This window comes from Qipengyuania oceanensis (genome assembly GCF_009827535.1).
Classification (GTDB): Bacteria; Pseudomonadota; Alphaproteobacteria; order Sphingomonadales; family Sphingomonadaceae; genus Qipengyuania_C; species Qipengyuania_C oceanensis.
On the sequence record NZ_WTYN01000003.1, the window covers coordinates 1 to 24,964 of the forward strand.

At 58.4% G+C, this 24,964-nt stretch carries 16 protein-coding genes; 11 read left to right on the forward strand and 5 right to left on the reverse strand.

The window, feature by feature from the left end; genetic code table 11:
- The first annotated feature begins 132 nt into the window (after positions 1-132).
- The 4 genes from GRI48_RS11820 (at position 133) to GRI48_RS11835 (ending at position 6,146) form a co-directional block, all read left to right on the forward strand.
- A complete protein-coding gene (locus tag GRI48_RS11820) occupies positions 133-1,413 on the forward strand; it encodes a site-specific integrase (protein ID WP_237451933.1) in 1,281 nt (426 codons plus the stop codon).
- Positions 1,410-2,627, forward strand: a complete 1,218-nt coding sequence (locus GRI48_RS11825) for a tyrosine-type recombinase/integrase (RefSeq protein WP_160676461.1) — start codon at positions 1,410-1,412, stop codon at positions 2,625-2,627. The genes GRI48_RS11820 and GRI48_RS11825 overlap by 4 nt, the downstream gene beginning before the upstream one ends.
- Positions 2,628-2,812: 185 nt before the next feature.
- On the forward strand, positions 2,813-3,799 hold the full coding sequence (locus GRI48_RS11830) for an AAA family ATPase (RefSeq protein ID WP_160676464.1): 987 nt from the start codon (positions 2,813-2,815) through the stop codon (positions 3,797-3,799).
- A gap of 211 nt (positions 3,800-4,010) precedes the next feature.
- Entirely contained in the window at positions 4,011-6,146 is a 2,136-nt protein-coding gene (locus tag GRI48_RS11835) for a S8 family peptidase (protein WP_202389342.1), read from the forward strand.
- On the opposite strand, the gene GRI48_RS11840 is transcribed toward GRI48_RS11835, so the two are convergent.
- Both GRI48_RS11840 and GRI48_RS11845 read right to left on the reverse strand, forming a co-directional pair.
- The gene (locus GRI48_RS11840) at positions 6,143-8,686 is read right to left on the reverse strand and encodes a polynucleotide kinase-phosphatase (protein ID WP_160676470.1); all 2,544 of its coding nucleotides are present in this window, start codon (positions 8,684-8,686) and stop codon (positions 6,143-6,145) included. The genes GRI48_RS11835 and GRI48_RS11840 overlap by 4 nt on opposite strands.
- The gene (locus tag GRI48_RS11845; protein ID WP_160676473.1) at positions 8,683-10,089 is read right to left on the reverse strand and encodes a 3' terminal RNA ribose 2'-O-methyltransferase Hen1; all 1,407 of its coding nucleotides are present in this window, start codon (positions 10,087-10,089) and stop codon (positions 8,683-8,685) included. The genes GRI48_RS11840 and GRI48_RS11845 overlap by 4 nt, the downstream gene beginning before the upstream one ends.
- Positions 10,090-10,884: 795 nt before the next feature.
- Between GRI48_RS11845 and GRI48_RS11850 the strand changes: the two genes are divergently transcribed.
- The 4 genes from GRI48_RS11850 (at position 10,885) to GRI48_RS11865 (ending at position 18,703) form a co-directional block, all read left to right on the forward strand.
- Entirely contained in the window at positions 10,885-11,115 is a 231-nt protein-coding gene (locus GRI48_RS11850; RefSeq protein ID WP_160676476.1) for a hypothetical protein, read from the forward strand.
- Between the two features lie 3 nt (positions 11,116-11,118).
- Positions 11,119-14,058, forward strand: a complete 2,940-nt coding sequence (mobF, locus tag GRI48_RS11855; protein ID WP_160676479.1) for a MobF family relaxase — start codon at positions 11,119-11,121, stop codon at positions 14,056-14,058.
- 334 nt (positions 14,059-14,392) lie between these two features.
- On the forward strand, positions 14,393-15,805 hold the full coding sequence (locus GRI48_RS14345) for a TIR domain-containing protein (RefSeq protein WP_160676482.1): 1,413 nt from the start codon (positions 14,393-14,395) through the stop codon (positions 15,803-15,805).
- Positions 15,806-16,081: 276 nt separating this feature from the next.
- Positions 16,082-18,703 carry an AAA family ATPase gene (locus tag GRI48_RS11865; protein ID WP_160676485.1) on the forward strand — a complete coding sequence of 874 codons (2,622 nt, stop codon included), beginning with the start codon at positions 16,082-16,084 and terminating at the stop codon, positions 18,701-18,703.
- A 241-nt stretch (positions 18,704-18,944) separates the two neighbouring features.
- Here GRI48_RS11865 and GRI48_RS11870 read toward each other — a convergent pair whose 3' ends face one another.
- Entirely contained in the window at positions 18,945-20,093 is a 1,149-nt protein-coding gene (locus GRI48_RS11870; protein WP_160676488.1) for a tyrosine-type recombinase/integrase, read from the reverse strand.
- A gap of 372 nt (positions 20,094-20,465) precedes the next feature.
- Between GRI48_RS11870 and GRI48_RS11875 the strand changes: the two genes are divergently transcribed.
- Positions 20,466-21,191 carry a Crp/Fnr family transcriptional regulator gene (locus GRI48_RS11875; RefSeq protein ID WP_160676491.1) on the forward strand — a complete coding sequence of 242 codons (726 nt, stop codon included), beginning with the start codon at positions 20,466-20,468 and terminating at the stop codon, positions 21,189-21,191.
- On the opposite strand, the gene GRI48_RS11880 is transcribed toward GRI48_RS11875, so the two are convergent.
- Both GRI48_RS11880 and GRI48_RS11885 read right to left on the reverse strand, forming a co-directional pair.
- Positions 21,188-21,559 carry a carboxymuconolactone decarboxylase family protein gene (locus GRI48_RS11880; RefSeq protein WP_160676494.1) on the reverse strand — a complete coding sequence of 124 codons (372 nt, stop codon included), beginning with the start codon at positions 21,557-21,559 and terminating at the stop codon, positions 21,188-21,190. The two genes, GRI48_RS11875 and GRI48_RS11880, sit on opposite strands and share 4 nt — an antisense overlap.
- Positions 21,560-21,661: 102 nt before the next feature.
- On the reverse strand, positions 21,662-22,336 hold the full coding sequence (locus GRI48_RS11885; RefSeq protein WP_337190827.1) for an OmpW/AlkL family protein: 675 nt from the start codon (positions 22,334-22,336) through the stop codon (positions 21,662-21,664).
- A 163-nt stretch (positions 22,337-22,499) separates the two neighbouring features.
- Between GRI48_RS11885 and GRI48_RS14600 the strand changes: the two genes are divergently transcribed.
- Together GRI48_RS14600 and ccoN are read left to right on the forward strand one after the other, a co-directional pair.
- Positions 22,500-23,198, forward strand: a complete 699-nt coding sequence (locus tag GRI48_RS14600) for a helix-turn-helix domain-containing protein (RefSeq protein WP_474091850.1) — start codon at positions 22,500-22,502, stop codon at positions 23,196-23,198.
- A 79-nt stretch (positions 23,199-23,277) separates the two neighbouring features.
- A complete protein-coding gene (gene ccoN, locus GRI48_RS11900) occupies positions 23,278-24,954 on the forward strand; it encodes a cytochrome-c oxidase, cbb3-type subunit I (protein WP_160676503.1) in 1,677 nt (558 codons plus the stop codon).
- Positions 24,955-24,964 lie beyond the last annotated feature (10 nt).

The window sequence follows — 24,964 nt, forward strand, 5'->3', positions numbered from 1 at the left end:
GTTGGAAAAGCCCTTCAGAACGAACCGGCGAAATAACTGGTCACGTGGGGGAATATGGGAAATGGGAGGGCACACCGTACGCAGTAAGACTGCCATGGTATGGGGAAAAATGCCGTAAAATCAGTGCGTGAGATGCTGGAAGTGCTCGGCAGCAGACATGCGGTTGAAGGCCATCCGGTCCCCGCAAATGACGGTAATTCCGCGACTTTTGAAGGCAGTTTTGCTAGTGACGATTGCCATATGGTCCCCAGGCGGCGAAAGCCCGGGCGCAGGGCACTGCTCGATGGTAATTTCGCGCGGCGCAAGCTGCCGCTTCGCGAGACCGAATACTGCATCTGGGATACCGAGCTTGCTGGATTCGGCCTGCGTGTCAGGCCGAGCGGCAATTACTTCTGGTTTGTCCGCGTACGACATCGCGGCAAGCATCGCCGGATTTCGCTTGGCCGAACCGATGAGCTCGACGCTGGCGTAGCAAGGGCACAAGCGCGGCGCATTCTGGCCGAGGTGGCGCTGGACGGTCTGCCCAAGCGTGCCGTGGTGAGAGCCACGCCAACGCTTGCCGACTTCGTCGAGACGTATTGGGATGACCTTTCGCGGGTCTGGAAGCCGTCGACGATCAAACGCAATCGGAATGCGTGGCGGCTCTCCATCGAGCCGGAATTTGGTGCGATGCGGGTGGCGGACATCATGCCCGCGGACATCCACCGCTGGCGCGACGGCTGCTCTGGGGAAGGCGAAGCAAGCTTCAACCGCGCCTTGCCGGTTCTGGCCTCGCTCATGAAGTATGCCGAAGCGCTTCGAATGCGCCGCAAAGGTTCGAACCCTTGTCGGGGGATGCCGCGCTTCAAGCGCCCGAAGATGGAGCGATACCTTACCCCTGCCGAGTATCGCCGCTTGGGCGCGTCCTTGCGTGACGCCGAGGCCGAGTATCCCATACCGGTGGCAATAGTGCGGCTGCTGATGTTCACCGGAGCCCGGTTGGGCGAGATCAGATTTCTTCGATGGGGAATGGTGAAACCGCCCCGGCTCGTGCTGCCCGACAGCAAGACCGGACCAAAGGTCATCTGGCTCAACTCGCAGGCGCTGGAGGTATTGGCAGGATTTGAGCGCGGTGAAGACGACGCGCTAGTGTTCGTCAACTCACGGGGCAAGCACCCGGTCAACATCGAGCCGTGGTGGTACAATCTGCGGCGACGCTGCGCGATGCCCGATTTACGCGTCCACGATCTGCGGCATAGCTTCGCTTCGACCGCGATCATGGACAATGTGCCCCTCGCCACTATCGGCAAGCTGCTTGGTCACGTCTTGCCGGAAACAACAGCAAAGTACGCGCATTTGTCCGATGACGTGATCGGCGATGCCGCCGAGCGCATTTCTGGCTCGCTGGCACAGGCGATCGGACTGCGGTCATGACAGCCGCCAGCCTCAAGCGCATTGTCGAAGAGGCGCTGGCCGAGGTTGGCGCATCGGTAAACTTCAGGCTCGTTCCAAAGGGCAAGGCGCGGACGACCACCTGGCTCGGGATCGAGCACGGCTTCGGCATCCGTCACTATCCGAGCGGGCGCAACGTCTACATTGTTCAGACCCGGATGGGTGGCAGGCTGCGCACTGTCACCATTGGCCCTGCCTCGGTACTCACGCGCCATCAGGCTCAGATGGTCGCGCGCCGCGTCATTGCCTACGCGCAGGTGGGGCGCGATCCGGCCACCGATCGCAAGCGCATTCGATCCGCGCCGAGGTTCGACGATTTCCTTGAGGAATATTGGACCCGCTGGTCGCCGCGCTGGAAAGCTTCGACGCTCGACTCCCACACGCGCTACCGGCGGCTCTACCTCGACGACGCTTTCAAGGGCGTCTTCATCGACGAGGTCAACGAAGAGCATGTGACCAAGTGGTTTGCCGAGCTCAACAACCGGACGGGTCCGGGTGCAGCCAATCGGACCCTCGAAATCCTCAAGCACATGCTCAACAAGGCCGAGGCGTGGGGGTATCGGCTCGAGAATACAAACCCGTGCAGGTCGATACGACCGAACCGCAAACGCCAGTGCGAGCGGTTTTTGACGGTTGAGGAACTGGGGCGGGTCGGCATCGAGCTTGCAAAGCTACGGGAGAGCGACGACCTGACCGCCCGCTGCGAGGGCGCGGCAATCACCCTGCTGCTGCTGACCGGTTGTCGCAGGGGCGAGATACTCAATCTGCATTGGGGCGACGTGAAGGGAAATCGGCTGAACCTTCGCGATAGCAAGACTGGGCCGCGCACCGTCTGGCTCGGCTCCGCCGCGCGAGAGGTCATTGCTGGCATCCCGCGCCATCGGAAACTCCCCTGGCTATTCTGGAACTACCGATACCGGCGGCATATGCGGGACATTGCTTGGGCATGGAAAGGTATTCGCGAACGTGCCGGGCTTGGTCAGGTCCGCATCCATGACCTGCGACACACCTTCGCCAGCCATGCCGCCATGAACAAGGAAACGCTGCCGATGATCGGCAGGTTGCTTGGCCATGCAAACCACCAGTCCACGGCCCGTTACGCGCACCTGGATGATGACCACTTGCTTGATGCGGCGCAGCAGATTGGCGACGCAGTCGAACGAATGTGCGGGGGAAATCAGTCGCTTTGGAATTGATCCTTGTGGACGAAATGTGGACAAATACAAAGTGCGCATTCGGATTGCGATTCTTCGCCAGAGGAATCCTTTCGCCAGAGCAAGATAGCTCCGAAAGGTTCGGCGATCCGCTTGCGCGTCATTGCTGGCGATTTTGAGAGCAATCGCTATAGTTGTCTGGGGCGACTTCGGTTGAATGGAAGAGAATGGCGCGCGGTGAGTTGATGAAAAAGCTGCTGGCAAGTTACGGCCGGGACGAAGAGTTCCGCGCTGTGGCCGAGCAGATCATCGGCGAAGAGGAGAAGAAAAATAACCGCGTTCTCGCTCGTTCGCTGCGCAAATCCTTGGAGGCCGGCCCTTCGCCGCGATCAAAGCCGAGAGGCCTTGCGCCATTAATTCCATTCCCAGAGTCAGCTGGTGATTTCATCGAGCTGGTCGAGCCGTCGCACAACAAACAGGACATCGTACTGTCCTCCGAGAATGTGCGAATCTTCTTGTCGTTGCTGCGAGAATATCGTCGCGGCGACGAGATCCGTCGGCGAGGCCTGCTTGTGCGCTCCAAATTGCTTTTCTGCGGGCCGCCGGGCTGCGGCAAGACATTGTGTGCTGAAGTGTTCGCGGCAGAGCTTGGTTTGCCGCTCTATATCGTTAAGATTGACCGGCTAATCTCGTCTTACCTTGGCGAAACAGCGACAAATATCCGCAAGATCTTCGAGTTTGCTCGCAAGCAACCCACTGTCCTCTTTTTCGATGAGTTTGATGCGCTAGCCCGTGCACGGAGCGAAGATGGCGAGCACAGCGAGTTGCGCCGGGTAGTGAATAGCCTCCTGATATTCATTGATCGGATCCAACCGAAAGGCTTTTTGGTAGCTGCGACCAACTTCGACCAATCTCTGGATTCCGCGATATGGCGGCGTTTTGACGAAGTAATATGGTTTGACCGTCCTGATCGACGAATGGCCGCTCGATTCCTTCGAATGAAATTTAAGAACGTTCCATTGCAGTTCGATCCCGAGGCCCATTTGGATGGGTTAGATGGATATTCCTACGCTGAATTGGAAAGGATCTGTGTTCAGGCGATCAAGGCATCGATCATCGATCAGCGAAAGCAGGTTTCGGAAAAGGACTTCCTCGATGCATTGGCTGATGAACGGCGGCGGCGTAGACGCACAGCGCGTATAGCCGAAGCATGAGCTGTCATTGCCTCGCTACGATCACCTTGAGCTTGTCAGGCTGCCGGAGCGCCTCCCTCGCCGAAAAACCGGTGGCGGTGGGCCACCACCGCAACGAAATCCGGGCGGGCACAGCCGCCAGCTCAGCGACGAGCTCGACGAAGCAATAGCGTCACAAAGACGGCGACGCAGGCCTGATTCCGTCGATCCATCACTTATTTTGCGTGTCCAGATGCATGGGGCACTCCAAGAGGATGAGTGGGCGAAAGTTGGACTGACTGTCCTCTCGAGCGACGAGGATCGCACACTCATTTTGTTTGCCGACAGTGATGAACTTGATGAGTTTCGGAACAAGCTAGACAGCTATGGGCAAGGAACGCAGCCGGGTCGGCAGAACCCGGCTTATGCCGCTTTCATCGCAAATGTTGATGCGATCGCCGAGGTCGCTCCGCGTGATCGCATTGGGATGCGCGCGCGCGAAGAAGGCTTGGTTGAGGTCGACGATTTCCAGGCGGGTGTAGAGTATATACTCGATATCGAACTTTGGGATTTGGGACCACGAGCTTTGCGTGAGCGCAAGCTCGACGACATCGCTGCATACTCAGAGGCCCTCGGGGCAGAAGAGTTGGACCGTCACATTGGTCCAAATTTGACGATGCTTCGATTGCGTGCCGATGGAACGGTGGCCCGCAGTCTGCTGAACATCGAGGAGATCGCCGAACTCGACTTTCCGCCTGAGCCCGATCTCACCACGAGTGAGTTAATCGAGCGACCGTTGGCGGATGTGCCAGACCCCGAGGACGCGACCGACGATCTCCCGTTAATTGGCATCATTGATAGCGGGATCAACGATCACCCTTTAATTGAAGACGTTATCGCGGGATCCATCGCCATTCCGGACACGCTCGGTACTGCCGATGATTTTTGCCATGGCACCTTTGTCGGAGGAATAGCCACCTTTGGCGATTTGCGGGCTCAGCTTGGGCAGGAGAGGCTGGTTCGCTACGCAAGGCTCTGCTCGGCGAAGGTAGTGGATGATCGGGGGCGATTTCCGAATAGTCGGCTCACTCCGCGTCTAATGCGCGAGGCTGTCACCCGCTTACACGATGAGTTTGGTTGCCGTATTTTTGTGGTGGCGCTGGGTGATCGTAAAAAGCTCATCGAAGGATCCAAAGTTGGCCCTTGGACGCAAACCCTCGACGAACTTGTCCGTGAGCTGGACGTGGTCATCATCGTGTCCGCCGGAAATCACCAACCGCGAGGTGGCAACAGGATCGAAGAGGCGGTTACGGAATATCCTCGCTATCTGGTCGAACCAAGCAACCGCCTTTGTGAACCGGCGGGCGGAATGAACATTGTTACCGTCGGTTCGCTTGCGCATAGCAATGGCCTGGGCCGACAAGCACAAGAGAATATCGGAATTCGTCCCATCGCCGATCTGAACGAGCCATCTCCGTTCTCACGTGCCGGACCGGGTGTGCGTGGATCGATCAAGCCCGATTTCGCAGACATTGGCGGAACGCTGATTTATGACGGGCAAGCAATTGCGTTGCGCGGCGGCGAAGCAAGGCCCGAAGCCGGTGTTGTTTCGCTTCATTATCGGCCAATAGATCGCTTGTTTGCGACCTATTCGGGTACGTCGTACGCCGCTCCACTCGTCGCTTTCAAGGCGAGCCAAATACTGGCTCGCTTTCCTGATGCATCTGCAAATCTTGTTCGCGCACTTCTAGCAAGCAGTGCTGTTCCTCCGGAAGAGGCACTGAGGCGTCTTGAGCCGTTGGGAGGACGAGCGGCCCTCGACCTTTGCGGACATGGGCTAGTAGATGCCGAAAGGGCGTCGTTCTCCGACGATGCGCGGGTCATTCTCTATGCTGAGGATGAGCTCGAGATCGATCATTTCGCTGTTTACCAGATACCCATCCCGGACGCATTTCAAACGGAGCGCGGCCGCCGCACGGTCCGCGTGAGTTTAGCCTATGATCCGCCGGTTCGACACAGTCGTCTCGACTATAATGGTGTCTCGATGGGATTTCGGCTCATCCGGGGCTGTGAGCCTGACTTGATCTTTGAGCATTTTCGCCAGCGAACCGCAGAGGAAGGGCCGTTTCCGCGAGTTGAGAACCGCTACAACTGCGATTTGAGTCCAAGTTCTACGATCCGCGAGAAATCAAGTCTTCAAACTGCTTCTGTAACCTTCTCAAGAGACATCCAGCAATACGGCGACAACTATTACCTTGTGGTCCGCTGCGCGGGTGGTTGGGCTGGAGACGTTGGTCGCCAGAATTTCGCAGTGACAGTCGAACTGTCACACGAAGCGGAGGTGCAGCTTTATGAACGCATCCGGCAGCGGGCCAGGGTCCGTACTTAAAGCCGCGGATCAACCGGCTCACTCTCCATCGCCAGCACTCCGAACACGCATTGGTGCACGCGTGTGAGCGGAGAGTGGTCGACGAACCGTTTCAGCGCCTCGATCCCCAACGCGAATTCGCGCAATGCCATTGACCGCTTCTGGCCAAGTCCTCGTTTTTTCAGCCGCTCGATGTTGCCTGGTCGGTCGTAATGCGGGCCATAGATGATCCGCAGATACTCCCGCCCCCGACACTTGATGGCAGGTTGCAGAAGGCCGCGCCGACCGCGAGCGATGAAGTCGAGCGGCTTGACCACCATGCCCTCGCCACCCTTGGCGGTCATGGCCTCCCACCATTCGATTGCCTCTCGAACCTGAGTAGTGTCATCGAGATCGAGAGCTCGATATTCGGTCGCAAGCAGTAGGTCTGCGTCAGCCGCACATAGCCTGTGAGCCATCCCCATGTGCCAGAGGTGATCCTTATCGGAATGTACCTGACCCTCCGATGCCAGGAGATGGAACGGTGCGATCTGCAGGTCTGCAATGCCCTCGAAGGGGTGGACATACCGATTGTACGCTACGCGATAGCTCGCCGCGTCTTCGACTCGCTGAGACACTCTCGCCCCCAAGTCTTTGACGTCCACGCCACGCGCGAGAGCAGCCTGCAAAGCGGCATCAAGGGCAGACAAACCAGAGTTGGCGGCTGCGCCAACTGAAGCGTATTGGCCGCGCACAAGCGCACCGGCCTTCATGCTCCAAGGCATGATTTCACTGTCCCACAGGACCCAATCGGTATCGAGCTCAGTCCACAGGCCCGAACTCTCCAACGCCTGGTCCAAGCGGTGCAGAACCGACGCCTCCAATTCGGCATCGTTGAAAAAGCGCCGACCGGTTCGGGTCACAATGGTTCCTCGCGAACCATCGTGAACGCCAAAGCGCTTGGCCGCGGTTTCTTGGGTTTTCGACAGCACGATGAGCGCGCGCGAGCCCATGTGCTTTTCTTCGAGCACAAGCTTTTGTGCGCCCTTCGAGCCGTAATAGGCGAAGGCCTCTTCCGGCCGCTCCAGCCATCCTTCCTGTGCACTCGTTTCCGCTGGAGACATGGTCGGCGGCAGATGGATCAGCCAGTGCGGATCGACTGCGTGGCGGGTCATTACCTCCAGCGCGGCAGCGGCGTTGTCTTCACGCACCGTCACATGACCATACAGGCCAGTTTCGATGACTTGCTTGCCCAGCACGTCGGCAATGTTGAGCTGATGCGCCGGCGTGCTCCCGGTATCGGCGGCGGGACCGTCAAGGGGCCGGATCGGCTCATAGTAGGTCTGCTCGGCATCAACCGACACCAGTTCGAGTTCCGGGTAGCGAAGGGCAGTAAGCTTGCCGCCGAACACGCAGCCGGTGTCGATACAAATTGTGCCGTTGACCCAATTCGCTTCGAGCACAGGTGTGTGACCGTAAACGACCTTGGCGCGACCCTTGTATTCGGATGCCCAGTCCCACCTGACGGGAAGGCCAAACTCATCCACCTCGCCAGTCGTTTCGCCATACATGCAGAAGCTGCGGATCGCGCCAGAGGCGCGGCCCTGCATTTCTTCCTTTAGACCGGCATGGGCAACGACGAGCTTCCCATCGTCGAGCAGGTAGTGGCTCAAAAGACCGTCGAGCCACTCGCGCATCTCAGCCAAAAACTCCGGCGGCTCGCTACCAAGCTGCTCAATGGTTTCGGCAAGCCCATGCGTCGGTTTGACGTTGCGGCCAGACAGATGGCGCTTCAGCTTGTCATCGTGGTTTCCCACCACGGCCAAGGCAGTGCCAGAGTCCACCATGTGCTTCGCGATACGCAGGACGTCAGGTGAACGCGGTCCACGATCAACGAGATCACCAACGAAGATTGCCCTGCGACCTTCAGGTGGAGTTACATGGACGTCCTTGCCATCCCACGAAACTTGATAGCCAAGCTCGTCCAGAATGGTTTCGAGTTCATCGGCACAACCGTGAACGTCACCGATAATGTCGAACGGTCCGGAGTCTTCGCGACGGTCAGTCCAAAGGCGCGTCCGCGTTATCTCGACCGCTTCCACCTGCTCGATGGAGCGCAAGCGATGCACGTAGCGGATGCCTTCGCGCCCCATGCTTTTGATGGAGCGTTTCAGATTGAGCATCTGGCGACGGACCGGCCCTGCACCAAACTGGCGATCGGGACGCTCGGCGTTGCGAGCAAGTGCGACCTCTTCGGGCAGTTCGAAGGTAATAGCCACGACCAGGGCGTGCCATTTGCGGGCAAGCGCGACCAGGCTCTTGCGGGATTCCGGTTGTACACTGGTTGCATCAACGACCGTGAACCGCCGGTTCTTGAGCCGTTTCTCGACGATGAAATGGAGCACGTCGAAGGCGTCGCCCGTGGCGGACTGGTCAGTCTCGTCATCGGCAATCCAACCACGCATGCGGTCCGAGGATACGACCTCCGTCGGCAGGAAGTGCTTCGACGCAAAGGTCGACTTGCCCATACCCGACGCGCCAACCAGAAGGACAAGCGCGAATTCTGGAATCTCGATCTTCATGCCGCCTCCCTCACCGCATCGGCGCGTGAAAAGATGGCGACCTGTGTCGGGTGACCAAAAGTTGGATCTTCGCTCCCAATGCCTTCGTACCGAACCTCGTAGCCGTGCGCCCTCGCAACCGATTCCGACCAATGGTGGAATTCGGAACGCGACCACTCGAAGCGGTGGTCCGAATGCCGCATGGCACCCGGCTCCATGCCTTCGAAAAGGACGTTGTATTCGCTATTGGGAGTGGTCACGATCACGTTTGCCGGTCGCGCGTGGCCGAACAATGCCGCTTCCAGTGCTGGCAACCTCTCTGCATCGATGTGCTCGATAACTTCCACAAGAGCAGCCACGTCGAAGCCCTTGAGACGATCGTCGCGGTACACGAGCGAGCCTTGCATCAGCTCAATCCGCTTGCGCTTGATGTCGGGCATGTGATCCAGCTTCAGCCGGTCACCTGCCTTCGCCAGAACGCGCGGCGCGACCTCGACGCCTACTATGCGGTCGAGACCCTTGATCGCGAGTAGGTGGCGCAACAACCGGCCTTCTCCGCAACCAAGATCGAGTACGCTCGACGCGCCAAGATTGCGGATCAAATCCGCCAGATAATCCATGCGCTGCGTGTTGAGCCGGATCGGCTTTTCGATCTTTTCTTCCTCTGCATCGCGCGACGCGTGTTCCTCCGGTTCTTCCGCCTCAACCCGCTCCTCTAGTTGCTCGGTTGCTGACCGCATGAGTGACCGGAACCCGAGCAAGTACCGACGAACAATGAGTTCCTTCTCAGGATGCGCCTCAAGCCATTCGCCACCCTTTTGCAGCAGCTTTTTCACCTCATCCTCGCCCACGTAATAGTGCTTGGAATTGTCCAGCACCGGAATGAGTACGAAGAGGTGCGTAAGCAGGTCCTGAACCCTTACCGTGCCTTTGATGTCCAGCGACACGTATGGGCTAGCCCCCCACTCTGGATGCGCCGGATCGAGGGCAATTGCTTCTGCCTCGACTGAGTATCCCAACGGTTCGAACATGCGCGCCAGAAGGTCAGCCGACCCCCTGGCCGGGAGCGGCGTAAGAGAACATTCAAGCGGGATCGCGGTATCAGCAAGCTCCTGACGAAGCTTCGATCGACCGCCCATTGCGGTATTGAGAAGGCGGCCAAGCGCGACCGACAGCAGCGATGACGCGGCGTAAGGCCGGTCGTTGACGTACTGATCCTCAATGCTTGACTTGCCCCTGACCAGTGCGACCGGATCGACCTCCAGAGTAATCGCGGCGGTGCATCGATCCTCCCCGGCCTCGGGGTAGAACAGAGTCGCTGACCCGAACGGCAGGTCGACCGAATGGACGTTCTCCGGATGCTTCATCAGGAGGAAGCCGAGGTCGGTAGCAGGCCTGTGAGTGGTGGAGATTGTCAGAAGCATCTTCTCGATCCGGGTACAAAAAAGCCCCGTCGATTTCTCGGCGGGGCTGCGTCCTTTGTTTGGGTGGTGTCCGAACTAGGGCGCAGCGCTTTGATTGGGCAGGAGGGCGCGGTAATTGCGCGCGCAAAACCGCTCGTCGCCAAATGCGGAATGATTCAGTGCAGGCAGTTTCGCTATGAGCATGTGCTTCTAGTTCAACAATTCTTCGATAGGGTCAAGCGAGCAGTTGGAAGGGCCGATCCTGATCCGACGGGTGGTCGGATATGGATGTTGGCTATTTGGTCCCCATTTCGGAACAGAGCATGTTTTTGGACCCTGGCGTTGGAACGATCTTGAGAGAATTTTTCCGCTCGGGTGCCGCTAGAAGGCGCGTCAATCCACTGGGAAATAGATCAAAACTCCCAAGCCAACGGTCACGGTATTGCCGGTCACAGACACGCAGTCAGAAACCCGGTTGACCGGGCACACCGTACCCGGAGATCCGGTGTTTGGGAGGCGAGGATTTCTGCGGGTTTCGCCGATATTTCGGCATCTGTCGCCAAGTAATGTCATCTGATGTCACTCCGCGATCCGCAACTCACATGTGAGTTGCTCGCCGCTAAGTTATTAATTTGAAATCTTAAAATAGCGTTTTCCTACAGGGTGGGCGCTGCCGTAGACTGATGTCAGTCGAGAGGGGTCATTGGGCCGAGGAGGGGCGGCCAAACGTCAGGTGACGCCGTGCGATTTGCCCTTCAATGCTATGTCGACGAAGAACTTCATGCCCTTGTCAAAGCCGCTGCGGATGCAGCGAATATGAGCGTCAGCCAGTGGCTGAAACTCACAGTCATCGAGGCTCTCGAGCAGCCCCAGGACGATGCGTTCCGAGATCAGGTTCTGGCCGATCTGCTCTTCACCAAGATCGCGCTCGATGGCTGGCTCCGCACACACAAGGATAAGGAGCTGCGGGACCGGGTTGTGGTCGCTTACCAACGACGCATTCGCGAATATCGCGAACGCAAGGCAGCCACGCGTGCGGGGCGCTGAGCGATGCTTTCGGTTGCCAATGTGCGCTCCGCTGGCGGTGCGGCCAACTACTTCGCCAACGACAATTACTACACCAAGGCGGACGCTGATCGGTCCGGCATCTGGGTCGGTAGGGGTGCCGAACGGCTAGGTCTTTCAGGCACGGTCGAAGCCAAAGCGTTTGAGGCAATCCTGCGCGGCGAACTGCCCAATGGCGAGCGGATCGGGCACCAGGGCCAGTATCACCGTGCCGGGACAGATCTGACCTTTTCACTGCCCAAGAGCTGGTCACTGTTGGCGCTCGTCGGCAAGGATCAGCGGATCATTGACGCATACCGTTCAGCGGTCGTCGAAACGCTCCAATGGGCAGAGAAGAATGCGGCCCAGTATCGCACCGAGAAGGGTGGCAAAGAACGACTTCATGCAAGCGACAACCTGACCGTCGCGCTGTTCCAGCACGACACCAACCGCAACCAGGAACCGAACCTTCACTTCCACGCCGTCGTCGCCAATATGACGCAGGACAATGACGGCAAGTGGAGGGCGCTGCGCAACGACAAGCTGTGGCAGAACAATACGCTGCTCAATGCCATGACGATGGCGCGATTCCGGATCGAGGTAGAGAAGCTTGGCTACCGCCTTGGTGAATTCGGAAAGCACGGTAACTTCGAAGCCAAGGGTATAGACCGTGACGCGGTGATGGCCTTCTCGACGCGGCGTCAGGAGGTTCTCGAAGCCCGACGCGGCGGCGGGCTCGAGGCGGGTCTGGTGGCAACGCTGGCGACCCGGCAGGCCAAGCAAAGCGAAGTCGATCGCGGTGCCTTGATGGCCCAATGGGAGGGGCAGGCGTGGGATCAGAGGCTCGACCTTGAAGGCATGGTGCGCGACGCCAAGCTGCGTTCGCACGAGCTGACTGTAGCGGCTGCCAAGAGGGCAAATGATCGCCCCACCTTACTTGAACGGGGCAAGGCGATGATTGCCAGCGTCGCCGAGCGAATGGGCATCAAGGAGTGCGATCCGCTGATCCCTAAGCGGCTCCATATGAAGAGCAGCGAAGAGATTGCGACGGCTCACGCGGTTGCATCGGCGGTGCGGCATTTGTCCGAACGAGAGGCGGCTTTTACGGCAACTGATCTTGCCAAGGCTGCGCTCGATTTCGGTTTGCCGACAACGATGAAGTCGGTCGAGAAGCGCATTGGGCAACTTGCCCAGCAGGGCGCGCTGTTGCGCGGGCGAGGCGTGCAGAAAGGGTGGCTGACGACATCCGATGCATTGACGCTGGAGACCCGCATGCTGGCGGAAATCGAGAAAGGGAACGGCGCAGTCCGTCCGATCCTCCAAACGGACACCGCAGGACCATATCTGCAAGCTTCGGCAGCTATCAATTACGGCATGACACTCAACGCCGGTCAGGAAGCGGCAGGTCGGTTGATCCTCTCGTCGACCAATCGCGTGGTAGCCGTCCAGGGTGTGGCAGGGGCAGGCAAATCAAGCGTGCTGCGCCCACTTAATCAGCTTCTGGAAGAACACGGCAAGCGGGTCATCGGCCTCGGGGTCCAGAACACACTTGCCCGCATGCTGGAGAAAGATACGGGCATCCCGTCGATGACCCTGCATCGCTTTCTTGGACAGAGTCGTAAGCTTCTCGATGGCTCGGCAGGCAAAGCGGAACTGTCCGCTACGCGCGAGGAGTATCGCGACACTGTTCTCGTTCTTGATGAAGCCTCAATGGTCTCTACCCGAGACCAGGGCCGCCTGATCCGGCTTACCAATCTGCTCAAGCTTGATCGCCTCGTCCTCATGGGCGACGAAAAGCAGTTGGGGGCTGTCGAAGCGGGCAAACCCTTCGCTCTGGCGCAGTGTGCCGGGGCCGAAACGGCGCGCATGGATCACAATCTTCGTGCGCGCTCAGATACATTGAAGAAGGCGCAGCAGGCGGCCCAGTCGGGCAAAACCAGCGATGCACTCGACCACCTCAAGGATCACATCGTCGAGGTCCAGGAGGACAGCGCAATCGTTGCGGCGGAACGCTGGCTGTCCCTTCCGCCAGCAGAGCGCGAACGCACGTCGATCTTTGCGGCAGGTCGTCGTTTGCGCTCTGAGATAAATGCCGCGGTTCAAACCGGGCTTGCCGCCAATGGCGAAATCGGACCAGCAAGCACACGGCTTTCAGTTCTATCGCGTGTAAACGCGACGCGCGAGGAATTGCGCTACGCGCGCAATTACGCGCCGGGCATGGTGCTTGAAGTGGCAAGCCGCCAATCGCGCCATCGGCTCGGACGCGGAAGCCATGAGGTCGCCGCTATCGATACCGAGAGGGGTGTTGTTACGCTTCGCGATGAGCGAGGGCATTTGCGCCGCTTCGTGCCAGCGAGGTTGTCGGCGAAGGGTAGCGACCAAACATTGCAGCTGTTCGAGAAGAAGGATCTCGATCTGTACACCGGAGACGCGATTAGATGGACTGCGAGCGACCACCAGCGCGGAATGATAAATGCAGACCGCGCAACCGTGACCGCGATCGATCAGGATGGGGTGACCGTCACCAGCTCCAGCGGCATGGAGCATAAGCTGAAGCCGAATGACCCGATGTTGAAGCGGATCGACCTCGCCTACGCGCTCAACGCCCACATGGCGCAGGGCCTCACAGCAGATAAGGGCATTGCCGTGCTCGACAGCCGCGAGCGGCGACTGCTCTCGCAGCGCAATTTCCTAGTCACGATCACGCGATTGCGGGACGAGCTTACGCTGATCGTCGACAGCCGCGACAAGATCGGCCGAGGTATTGCGACCAATCTGGGCGAGAAGACATCAGCTGCTGAAATCACCGAGAGACTTGGCCTGGCGGCAGCCAAGGGACGGCGTGCGGGTCAGATCCAAGCGGCTAACAAAGAGCAGCAGGTCGAGCGAGCGCAGGCACCTGAGCTAGCCAAGGAGCGGATCAAGCCGTTCGAGATTGGGTTATGATGGTATGACTGAAACTGGGCCGTGAGTCGACTGTCCGGTCTCAGGCGGGCAACTGGGAAAAGCTGTCATTAGGATCGATCAATGGCTTTCGCTGGTCTCGCCAACGATTGCCGCCATTCACAGGCTCAGATCGTCCCGTCGAAACCGGCCATTCGTTCATCACCGCGAGTTGTCCGTTAGTTGGTTGGTATCAGGCGTCGTCTGTGGATGGCTCAGCGGCGAAACTTGGGTGGGAAGCCGACGCTAAGGCGGCGTCATTCCTTCCAACCCCCAGCGATTCCAAGCAGCAAGTTTCGTAGCGACTGAAAGCCAATCAGGCCCGTCCGTCAGCCCGGTGGCGCCGGGCGACAAAGGCGCCTGGCGACGTAGAGCGCGGTCGCCCGCTGGAGAGCGAGTTGCCACAGCGAGCACACCCCAGAAAGAACAAAAAGAGATCGAACTTCGTCGGTGCCTATGGCATAGCAATGATGACGGTTTGCGAATCCAACCTGCTGACGGGGACATCATGGCGATCGAGTTCCGGCGTGGCGGCCGCAAGGTATCCAGCGGAGACTTCTTCAAGGGCATGATGGATGATGCGCTCGACGAGGTCATGAACAGCTATGCCGAAGAGGTGCACGGCAAGGCGGCTTCGGTCGTCGATCCCGAGACCGGGAAACACGCACCGGTCTTCGTGCGACGCATCGGGAAACAGGGCTGGACCGTCTTCACTAGCGGGTCGCCTGCCTTCGCGCGAGCGCTGGAACAAAGATTGGGGCTCGACAGGGGGGAAGTCCACGGCATGAATGAACCGGCAGATCGTGAACGACTGGTCTATCTCGCGCACGCATCCGAAGATAAGCTCATCGTGAAGCCTCTGGCCGAAGGCCTGATGCAGCGCGGTATCGACGTCTGGTATGACAATTGGGAAATCGGATATGGCGACAGTCTGCGTCGCAAGATGGAGGAAGGCCTCGGCAACTGCACGCATTTCGTAGTCCTGCTGACCGGGACCTCGATCGCCAAGCCGTGGGTCAATGAAGAAATCGACGCCGGGCTGATGAGCGCAGTCGAAGGGACGGCGAAGTTCATCGGCCTGCGCCAGGACCTGCCATTGTCGTCGGTATCGCCCTTTCTCAAGACCCGGCTCACTCCCGAATATCGCCCTGGAGAAGACGGCATCGAGGCGCTGGCGGCGGAGATTTTCGGCGTCAGCAAAAAACCTCCACTCGGCCAGACACCGCGATATGTGCAACAGCACGAGGCTGGCTCCACCTGGTCGTCGTCTGCGCGCGTCGTGGCCGAATATTTCGTGCGCAACAGTGAGCAGGGACAGTCGATGGATCCGCAGGCCAATTATGCGGAGATCCAGGAGGCGACCGGACTGCCTATGCCGGATGTGCGGATCGGGGTGCTCGATCTTGTCGGCGCCGGACTTCTGGAGAAGCAAGATTATGTCGGTGGGGAATCGCATATCTGGCCGGAGGGCGACCTTTTCGCGACATTCGATAGCGCATTCATGGACTGGGATCCCGAGATTGACGCCCGCGATCTCGCGGTTCGGCTCATCAATCTCGACACCGACCAGGCCGATGCCGAGGAGGTGGATCAGGCGCTTGGCTGGGGACCCCGACGCTTCAACGCGGCGGCCGCCTATCTGGTCTCAGCGCGGATAGTCCAGCCCATCGAACATTCCGGTGGCAATGGCTATTGGCCCTGCGGCTTCCTGATGGGTGATGAACTGCTGCGTTTCGTGAGAAGTCTCTGACGCTGCCCGCCAACATAGCCGACATTTGGGGGCTCGACAGAGTGTCGCGAAAGCCGCCGCCCGTTCAGGTGCCTGGTAGTCGAGATCGGTTGGGAGACCACCATAACGGTAGACCGTCTGGCCTTCAGTCGTCGGTTCGGCCTAGATCACCCAACACCTAGCTGCGCAGAACATTTTTCGACGAGGATGGCGCAGTTCGTCGCCCTCACAGTGTTGGCTTGTGTAAATGAATTGTGTCAGCTTGCCGCTGACTAGAAGTCTTGGGGGATTCACGCCATGGATGAACTTGGCATCGGAGGTGACGGTTTGGCGGCGCCGGAAGCCGTTGGTGAAGAGCGCCCGCAAACCACGATATGGGCCGAATTGAACGCTTGGGGTAAGTCCATTGCAGACTGGAAGCGCTACATAATCTCCCATGCCGTTCGAGACGGTACACTTGCCGATGCGCGAATTGATGAAGCCTATCGATTATTTCTGCGGGACAGGAAGCTTGATAATGGTGACGAAGAACTACCGGATGTGCCTGGCTCCGTCACCGGCCGCGCAGCTGCGGAGGGAACGCCCCTCTCGCTCCAAGCTATAAAGGCATTGAAGAATGTAAATGCCATCCCTGAGGTGTCGCATGTCACCTTCGGCTCTCAACTGACCGTAATCTATGGGCACAACGGCGCCGGAAAGAGCGGCTTTGCACGCATCCTCTCATGTGCGTGTTTCAGTCGCTCCAGTCCTCAGATTATTCGCAACATCTACGATGATGATGCGCCCGAGGCGCCAGCAACGGCCCAGTTCGTCGTTGATCGTGGCAACGGCTTTGACGAGGATATCGCCTTCACCGATGGTGACGAGCATGATGATCTGAAACGGGTCAGCGTCTTCGATTCCTCTGTCGCCCGCATTCACTTGGCCAAAGAGAACGAGCTGGGATTCCAGCCCGCTGGCTTCGACGTATTCGATGAAGCGATGCGGGCGATCGGCCTCATCACTCAAAAGCTTGAAGCTGACATCAATGCGAAAACGCGACCGAACAAGTTCGATCTGCTTTTCGCCGACCCAGGGCCCGTCGCGGACAAGATCGCTGTGCTGAACGCGAAGTCAGACATCGCTGAGCTGCGGACACTCGCAACCTTTGGCGATGCCGAAAAAGAACGCTTGGATGAGGTGGCGCGGCAGGAACAGGAGCTTCTCGCCAAATCTCCCGTTGAAACGCTCAAAGCCCTTGCAACTGCAAAGACCGATACGGAGACTCTTCAGAAGAAGGTCGCGGATCTCGCGTCCGCCCTCGGCAACGCCGCGTGCGATAAAGCGCGCCGACTGCTCAATGGCCACAAGACTGCGCTGTTGGAGGCCGTAAAGGCCGGAAGTGAGACGGTCTCCCATCCCCAGTTGAGCCAGACGGGCTCAACCGCCTGGAACAACTTCGTGCTCGCGAGCCGCAAGTTGGGGCAAGCCGAGGCTGGAACTTATCCGGCGGAAGGCGATCCCTGTTTGCTCTGCCATCGCCCTCTCGATACCCCGTCTGCTTCGCTGATTGGTCGCATGTGGGGTTATCTTGACCATGATGCTCGAAAGGCAGCCGTCGTCGCTGACGAGGAACTCAATCGCTTTGCGGCTCAACTCAAGGCGCTTAGTTGTGCATTGCTACCCGCTGAGAGCCGCATTCGCGCTGACCTTTCCAAGATTATTCCTACGCTGGTCGGTGAAATTGACGCGGCCTCTGCCACTTTTGACGCGAGGCGAAGCGCGCTTGTTGCTGCTCTTGAACAAGGTGCGGCCGACGCCGTTCCCTCCGGCGATCTTGCCCTTCCAGAAGAGGCTCTTGCCAAAGCATTTGAGGATATTGAGGCGCAGGATGTGGCGCTCCGCGACGGCAAATTTGATGAGGTTCTTGCCAAGCTGAAAGCCGAGCATATCACCCTTCGCCATCGTCAGGTGCTCAGCAAGAACATCGACGACGTGGTTGCATTCGTCGAAGACCTAGCCTGGATCGAAAAGGCTGTTGGCTCCCGTCCAAACACCCGTTTCGTCACGGATCGCCAAAAGATAGTTTTCGAGAAGTTGATCGAGGGCAACTACAAGGAGCGGTTAAAGGACGAGTGCGCCAAGCTCAATTGCTCACTGCCGTTTGAGTTCAAGGCGCGAGGGAGCGCTGGGAAGACCCTTCGCGGTCTCAAAGCCAAAGGCGGTCATAAGCCTGATGATATTTTCAGTGAGGGAGAGCAGCGGGCGCTGTCTCTCGCGGATTTTCTCACCGAAGTGAATCTCAATCCCACCAGTGCCGCCATTGTTCTCGATGATCCGGTCACATCGCTCGACCATCAGCGAAAACGGGCGATTGCTAGACGACTCGCTGAGGAAGCATCTGTACGACAAGTGATCGTCTTTACGCACGACCTCGTATTCCTCACGCTGCTCTCTGACAGAGCCGAGGCCGCTGGCTGCGAGGTCACGAGCCACTGGGTACAGTGCTTGGAAGGTGTCCCTGGGTGTGTGAGAATCGAAGACACTCCAGCCAATGGCAGGGCCTATCGCAAAACCACCAAGGCGAAGGAGTTTCTGCAACAGGCCAAGCAAGCCACAGGCGGTGAACGGGTTGATTTGGTTCGAAGTGGCGCAGGGGCGCTTCGCCGCACGGTTGAAGAAGTGGTCATTCTTCACCTGTTCAAAGATACTGTGCGTCGATGGGATGAACAGGTCAGATTGGGCGCATTGACCAAAATCAGTTGGTCAAACGACTTAGCAGACGAGATTGTCGCCTTGCAGGATGATACCTCCCGGCTCTTGGAAGGCCACTCCAACTCGGATGAATTCGCAGGTGAAATGCCGGACGTGGACGATCTTGAGAAGTTGATCGCCCGCGTGGAAGATGTGATCGACAAAGCCAAAGCTCAACGTACCTGATACCGAGCAAACTGCAGCGATCCGGTAAACGGTCGAAAGAGGGCGCAAAGCTGACCCGCTAGTTCTCTGCCGGGATCGTCCGCTGTGCAAATCAGCGCTGCTGAAAGGAGCCGTTCCGGATCGTCCGACATTGCAGTCGTTCAATCGACGACCGGTGAACGGCCGCTTTCGGGAATTCCCTCGCTGAATTAGAATGACCGATATGAAGGCGCAATGCCGCCGTGCTTTCGCGAGTGCTTATTCACCTTCCAACGCAAAAGCCCGACCACTCGCGCATAAGCTCACGCCGCTTGTCCAAATAGTTGGTACGGCGATAGGCCGCTTCCACTTTGTTGCTGACCGAGTGCGCTAGCGCCGCTTCCGCCACTTCGCCGGGGTAGCTTGTCTTCTCGGCGGCCCAATCTCGGAACGCAGATCGAAAGCCGTGCACCGTGAAGGGTAGCTTGGCGTAACGCAGGATCTTGAGCAGCGTCATGTCGGACATCGGGCGCAAGACATTGCGACCCGGGAAGACCAGATCGCTGCATTCAGCGTAGTAAGGTCTGGCACGTTCGAGCACGTCGATTGCCGCATCGGTCAGCGGAACCACATGTTCCTTGCCGACCTTCATACGCTCCGCTGGGACAGTCCAGAGTTTTGCGTCCAGATTGATCTCCGCCCATTTAGCACCCCGCACTTCGCCCGATCGAGAGGCAGTCAGGATCAGGAACTCAAGCCCGAGCCGTGCGACACTCGTTCGCTTGTGCAGATGCTTCAAGAAAGTTGGGACATCCTTATAGGGCATCGCAGCGAAATGGCCGTCCTGCTTGGGCTGCCGTGGCAGCGCACGACTCAGCGAGCGCATCGGCGCTTCGGTCGCGCGCATTCCGTTTGCATAGGCCCAATCGAGCACAACGCCGATCCGTTGCTTTACGCGGCGAGCTGTCTCTGGCTTTTCCAGCCAGATGTCGAGGAGCACTTCTCGGATGAGTGGGCCCTCGATGTCATTTACGAGCCGGTCGCCGAGCTTGGGAAAAGCATAGGTTTCGAGTGTATTGATCCACTGATCCTGATGCTTCCCGTTTTTCCAGGCCGCCTTTTGCTCGGAGTGGACCTTCTCGGCAGCGGCCTTGAACGTGAGGATTTCGATTTTCTGGCGCTTGCGCTCTTCGATCGGATCAATGCCTCGCTGAATATCGCGGCGCATGTCGATCGCGAGTTCGCGGGCTTCAGCCAATGTAACTAAGTCTAGTGGCCCTAGGCCGATGTCCCTTCGGCGCCCGTTTATGGTCGCGCGCAGCACCCAATACCCCTTTTTTGGGGCGGTGAGCAGCAGCGATAGGCCATCGCCATCCATGTAGCGGCCCGGTTTAGTGAGAGCTCGAATCTGAGCAGCGGAAAGTTTTCTCATAGCCATCCATCCTGGTTCTCTTCCCACATCTGCTCCCACAATGGTGGGTAGAAAGTGTGGGAAGGGTTAGAACAAAATAAGAACTAGAGATTCCGATGCAAGTCCAGAAAACCGCAGAATTCTGCGGCTTTCAGGGACTTTCTGGGATCTCTTGGGATGGTATAGGTGGCGGAGACGGAGGGATTCGAACTTCGTCGATAAGGTTATGTTTCGTAACATTAGTTCGATTTAGACAGAGCGTAATACCCCCTTGCATACCCCGAATTAAGATTGGATCCGCCTGCGATTTCCTTGGTTCTGGCCAATCGCCGGTTGATATCGAAATCGGACGATAGAGATTGAACCTATCCGTCTTACCGTTAGACGAAAACCATGAGTGCCCAACACCCCTCCAACGCTGTCAATTTCTGCCAAGCGTGCGCCGTACGGAACCGCGCGATTTGCGCAGACCTCGACAGGGAAGAGATTGAATTGCTCAATGCCATCGGGCGAAGAAAGACAATCTCGCCGGGCGAGCAATTGCTCTGGGAAGGCGATGAAGCGGTCTTTGTGGCGAACGTCATTCATGGCATCCTCAAGCTTTCGACGCATTCGGCGGAAGGCAAAGAGCAAATCTTGGGGTTAGCCTACCCGTCCGATTTTCTCGGACGCCCGTTCGGCTCCACCACACCCTACAGCGTGGAAGCGCTCACCGAAGTCCAGGTGTGCCTGTTTCAGCGAGCCGATTTCGACCGTTTTGCCCGGGAGCATCCCAGACTGGAGCACAAACTGCTCGAGCGGACGCTGACGGAACTCGACCGAACGCGCCGGTGGATGCTGCTGCTGGGGCGGATGAACGCAGAACAGAAGCTGGCGAGTTTTTTGCTTGAAACCGCGGACAGGCTTCAACCCGCGACGTGCAGTTTCGTTGCCGAGGGTGACGCCAGCGTTATCGAGCTTCCTCTCACTCGCCAGCAGATCGCCGATGTCCTGGGGCTGACGATAGAAACCGTCAGCCGCCAGTTCAGTCGGATGAAAAACGAGGGACTGATCGCCATCCCCTCACGCCGCGGCGTCGAATTGCGCGATCGCCAGCGTCTGGAAGTAATCGCCATCTAACCTTTTCCTGACGCCTGATCTGTATATTGATCGTAGGCTTCGAGCGCCTGGGCTGCATACATCGCGCTCGGACCAGCACCCATATACACCGCCAGCCCCATGGTTTCGGCAATCTCTTCGCGCGTTGCGCCGTGCTTGCGAGCGCCCTCGACATGAAACGTGATACAAGGATCGCAGCGCACAGCGACGGAGATCGCCACGGCTAGCAGTTCCTTGGTCTTGGAATCCAGCACGCCCCCCTCATGCGCAGCGGCCCCCATTTCCCGAAAAGCCTTCATCACACCGGGTGACCCCCGGTGTATTTCCTTGATTGCGGGAATGAGATCGGTGGCCATCTGTGGCCAGTTCTTAAAGGCTGTGTGCGACATTTGATGCTCCATTATGCGTAAATTAGGCCTGGCTGCTGGATGACTGCCGCTTCGGATCGGGCATTGCGAACCCATCACTGGCAGTCAAACGAGGTCTGGCAGCTAGAAACGGTAGCTTACGCCAGCGCTGATGACCCACGGATCCAGTTTGTGTTCGGTTTCGATGGCTAGGGTGTCACCCGCGAACCACCGGGCGGTCGTGTCGACGAAGTAGCGCTTCGCATCCACGCTTAGTCCAAAACCGTTATCGTTGAGCGGGATGTCCAAGCCGGCCTGAAGAACAAGGCCAAGCTCGTCCGACAGGGTGGTGCGCGTAACACCCAGGGGCAGGGTCGATTCTCCAGGCTCGACGTCAACCCACCAGAAATACGTGGCTCCAGCACCCACGTAGGGCCTCACGCCTGCCAAGGGGAGGTGGTACTTGGCGGTTACTGTCGCCGGAATAAGCTTGGCGTCGGCGACAAGTTCGGCTCCTGGCAACCCGGAAGTTCCATCGACATCGTGCTGCGTGAGGCAGCAGATCGTCTCGATCGAAAAATTGTCCGACACGAAATATTCAGCCGCGACTGTCGGCACCACATTGTCGCTCGCCTTCGTCTGCGTGTTTCCGGGCAGTCCGACAATGTCGGTATTGACGGCCGTGATTTCGCCGTCTGGCAACACGACAGTTGCGAACGCCTTGATCTGAATTCGGCCGGCGTCGTCTCGCGCGCTGGCGATCGAAGGGACTGTAACGGCCCCGACAGCAAGCATGCTTGCAAGTATCTTCAAATTCATGGTTTTCCTTTCCTGGTTCAATGGCCGCGCGTCGCAGTAACGGTGTCTGCGCAACGATGACTCTTCGTCACTGACACGGGGACAATCATTGATCTGAATCAAAGACGACTCGTGTTGCTTGACCCATGGTCAAGTTATGACGAACATGAATCAGCACAGCCCAATGCCTGTCGTGAATCCATTCGAGCGATTTGCAGCGGCCATACTTCCGGCGGGCGTCGCGCCGGATGTGCGAGCGCGGTTCCAGTCACTTGCGCGCCACGCCGTTGCGGATGCTGGTGGTGCCCCCTTGGAGCATCAGGAACAGGACCAGATCGTATTCGTGGCGAGCGGCGCTACGAAGCTTGTCGCGCGGGCATCGCTTGGTCGAGAGCAGATCGTGGCGTTTCATTTTGCCGGCGACCTGGTTTCCCTGCCAGCGCGGGGAAGACATTCCTATTCGCTGGTTGCGCTGCAACGGAGTGAATTTCTCTCTTTCTGTGCGACCGATTTCCTTGCATCCGCCCAGGACGCGAGCTGTATCACAAACGAGATCCTCCGGCGTTCGCTTGTATCCCTTTGGCGCTGCCGCGAAAAATCCATCACCCTTGGTCGAAAAACGGCTCAGGAACGCCTCGCAAGCTTTCTTGCGACGATGGCGGACCGCATAGGTGTGCCGCATGACGGCGGTTGTGTTCTTGATCTGCCGATGTCGCGACGCGACATCGCCGACAGTCTCGGACTGACGATAGAAACAGTCAGTCGCCAGTTCACCATCCTTCGCGATCTTGCCCTCGTGGAAACCACTGGCCGTTCCACCGTCACCCTTACCGACATCCCAGCGCTGGAGGATCGAGCCGGGCATCTTCCAGTGGCGGCGTGATTATTTTGCCGATTTGACCTGGATCAATGAACGATGCGCGCCGCTGCACTAGTCCTCGCGAAAATGGACGGAGATTTTAATGCAGGCTGAAGCTGCACTAGGCCGGACGGGGCTGTGGTTTTTCGTAATGTTGCTTTCGATCGTTGTTGTTGCAACAGCGGCTGATAGTGGTTTCGCAGCCCATGCGACCATAATCGCCATCGTGGCGTTTGCGCTGATGTGCATGAGCGCGGCGCGTTTCGATCCGGTGAGTAATGGCCGCACATTCTTCAAGATGCCCGACGGCCCTTCGCGGTATGATGACGATGTCGTGCGCTGGGGCGCGATTGCCACGATGTTCTGGGGCATGGCCGGGTTGGCGGCTGGACTTTTCATCGCGTTGCAACTCGCTTTCCCGCAGTTAAACTTCGAACCCTATTTCAACTTCGGGCGAGTGAGGCCGCTGCACACCAGTGCGGTCATATTCGCATTCGGGGGCAATGCCCTGATTGCAACGAGCTTTTATGTGGTTCAGCGCACCTGCCGCACCCAGCTCGCCTTCCCGTCGCTCGCGCGGTTCGTCTTCTGGGGCTACCAGCTTTTCATCGTGCTCGCTGCAACCGGCTACTTGCTGGGAATCACGCAAAGTCGCGAATATGCAGAGCCGGAATGGTATGTCGATCTGTGGCTGACGATTGTCTGGGTCGCCTATTTCGCTGTCTTCGTCGGCACCATCATCCGCCGTCACGAACCGCACATCTACGTCGCCAACTGGTTCTACCTGGCGTTCATCGTCACGATCGCGATGCTTCACATCGTCAACAATCTGGCAGTCCCGGTCAGCTTCCTGGGGTCGCGTAGCTATAGCGCGTTCGCGGGCGTGCAGGATGCGCTGACGCAGTGGTGGTATGGACACAACGCTGTCGGCTTTTTCCTGACCGCGGGATTCCTCGCGATGATGTATTACTTTGTGCCGAAGCAGGCTGAGCGGCCGGTTTATTCCTATCGCTTGTCGATCATCCACTTCTGGTCGCTGATCTTCCTCTACATCTGGGCGGGGCCTCACCACCTGCACTACACGGCTCTGCCGGACTGGGCGCAGACCCTGGGTATGGTCTTCTCGGTAATGCTCTGGATGCCGAGCTGGGGCGGCATGATCAACGGGCTGATGACCCTGAACGGGGCTTGGGACAAGGTGCGAACCGATCCGATCATACGCATGATGGTGATGGCGCTCGCCTTTTACGGAATGAGTACTTTCGAAGGCCCGATGCTTTCGATCAAGAGCGTAAACAGCCTCTCGCACTACACCGACTGGACCATCGGCCACGTCCACTCGGGCGCGCTCGGCTGGAACGGCATGATCACCTTTGCGGCCATGTATTATCTGTTCCCCCGGCTGTGGAAGCGCGAGCGGATGTATTCGCTGCGCATGATCAACTGGCACTTCTGGCTCGCGACGATCGGGATCGTTTTCTACGCGTCCAGCATGTGGGTGGCCGGCATCACCCAGGGCCTGATGTGGCGCGAATACGGGCCCGACGGATATCTGGTGAACAGCTTCGCCGATACGGTCGCGGCACTTCATCCGATGTATATCATGCGGGCGTTCGGCGGTCTCCTCTACCTCTCGGGCGCAGCAATCATGAGCTACAATGTGTGGATGACGCTCGCAGGCAAACTGCGGGATGAAGCACCGATGACGGATACGCCGCACAACGAGGCGGCGGACCGGCCGATCGTCACCCCCCAACCTAATGCCGTTCCGGCAGAATAAGAGAACACAG

Coding starts and splice junctions, on each gene's coding strand:
- GRI48_RS11820 (WP_237451933.1), top strand. CDS start 133: ATGCTGGAAGTGCTCGGCAGCAGACATGCGGTTGAAGGCCATCCGGTC.
- GRI48_RS11825 (WP_160676461.1), top strand. CDS start 1,410: ATGACAGCCGCCAGCCTCAAGCGCATTGTCGAAGAGGCGCTGGCCGAG.
- GRI48_RS11830 (WP_160676464.1), top strand. CDS start 2,813: ATGGCGCGCGGTGAGTTGATGAAAAAGCTGCTGGCAAGTTACGGCCGG.
- GRI48_RS11835 (WP_202389342.1), top strand. CDS start 4,011: ATGCATGGGGCACTCCAAGAGGATGAGTGGGCGAAAGTTGGACTGACT.
- GRI48_RS11840 (WP_160676470.1), bottom strand. CDS start 8,686: ATGAAGATCGAGATTCCAGAATTCGCGCTTGTCCTTCTGGTTGGCGCG.
- GRI48_RS11845 (WP_160676473.1), bottom strand. CDS start 10,089: ATGCTTCTGACAATCTCCACCACTCACAGGCCTGCTACCGACCTCGGC.
- GRI48_RS11850 (WP_160676476.1), top strand. CDS start 10,885: ATGAGCGTCAGCCAGTGGCTGAAACTCACAGTCATCGAGGCTCTCGAG.
- mobF (WP_160676479.1), top strand. CDS start 11,119: ATGCTTTCGGTTGCCAATGTGCGCTCCGCTGGCGGTGCGGCCAACTAC.
- GRI48_RS11865 (WP_160676485.1), top strand. CDS start 16,082: ATGGATGAACTTGGCATCGGAGGTGACGGTTTGGCGGCGCCGGAAGCC.
- GRI48_RS11870 (WP_160676488.1), bottom strand. CDS start 20,093: ATGAGAAAACTTTCCGCTGCTCAGATTCGAGCTCTCACTAAACCGGGC.
- GRI48_RS11875 (WP_160676491.1), top strand. CDS start 20,466: ATGAGTGCCCAACACCCCTCCAACGCTGTCAATTTCTGCCAAGCGTGC.
- GRI48_RS11880 (WP_160676494.1), bottom strand. CDS start 21,559: ATGTCGCACACAGCCTTTAAGAACTGGCCACAGATGGCCACCGATCTC.
- GRI48_RS11885 (WP_337190827.1), bottom strand. CDS start 22,336: ATGAATTTGAAGATACTTGCAAGCATGCTTGCTGTCGGGGCCGTTACA.
- GRI48_RS14600 (WP_474091850.1), top strand. CDS start 22,500: ATGCCTGTCGTGAATCCATTCGAGCGATTTGCAGCGGCCATACTTCCG.
- ccoN (WP_160676503.1), top strand. CDS start 23,278: ATGCAGGCTGAAGCTGCACTAGGCCGGACGGGGCTGTGGTTTTTCGTA.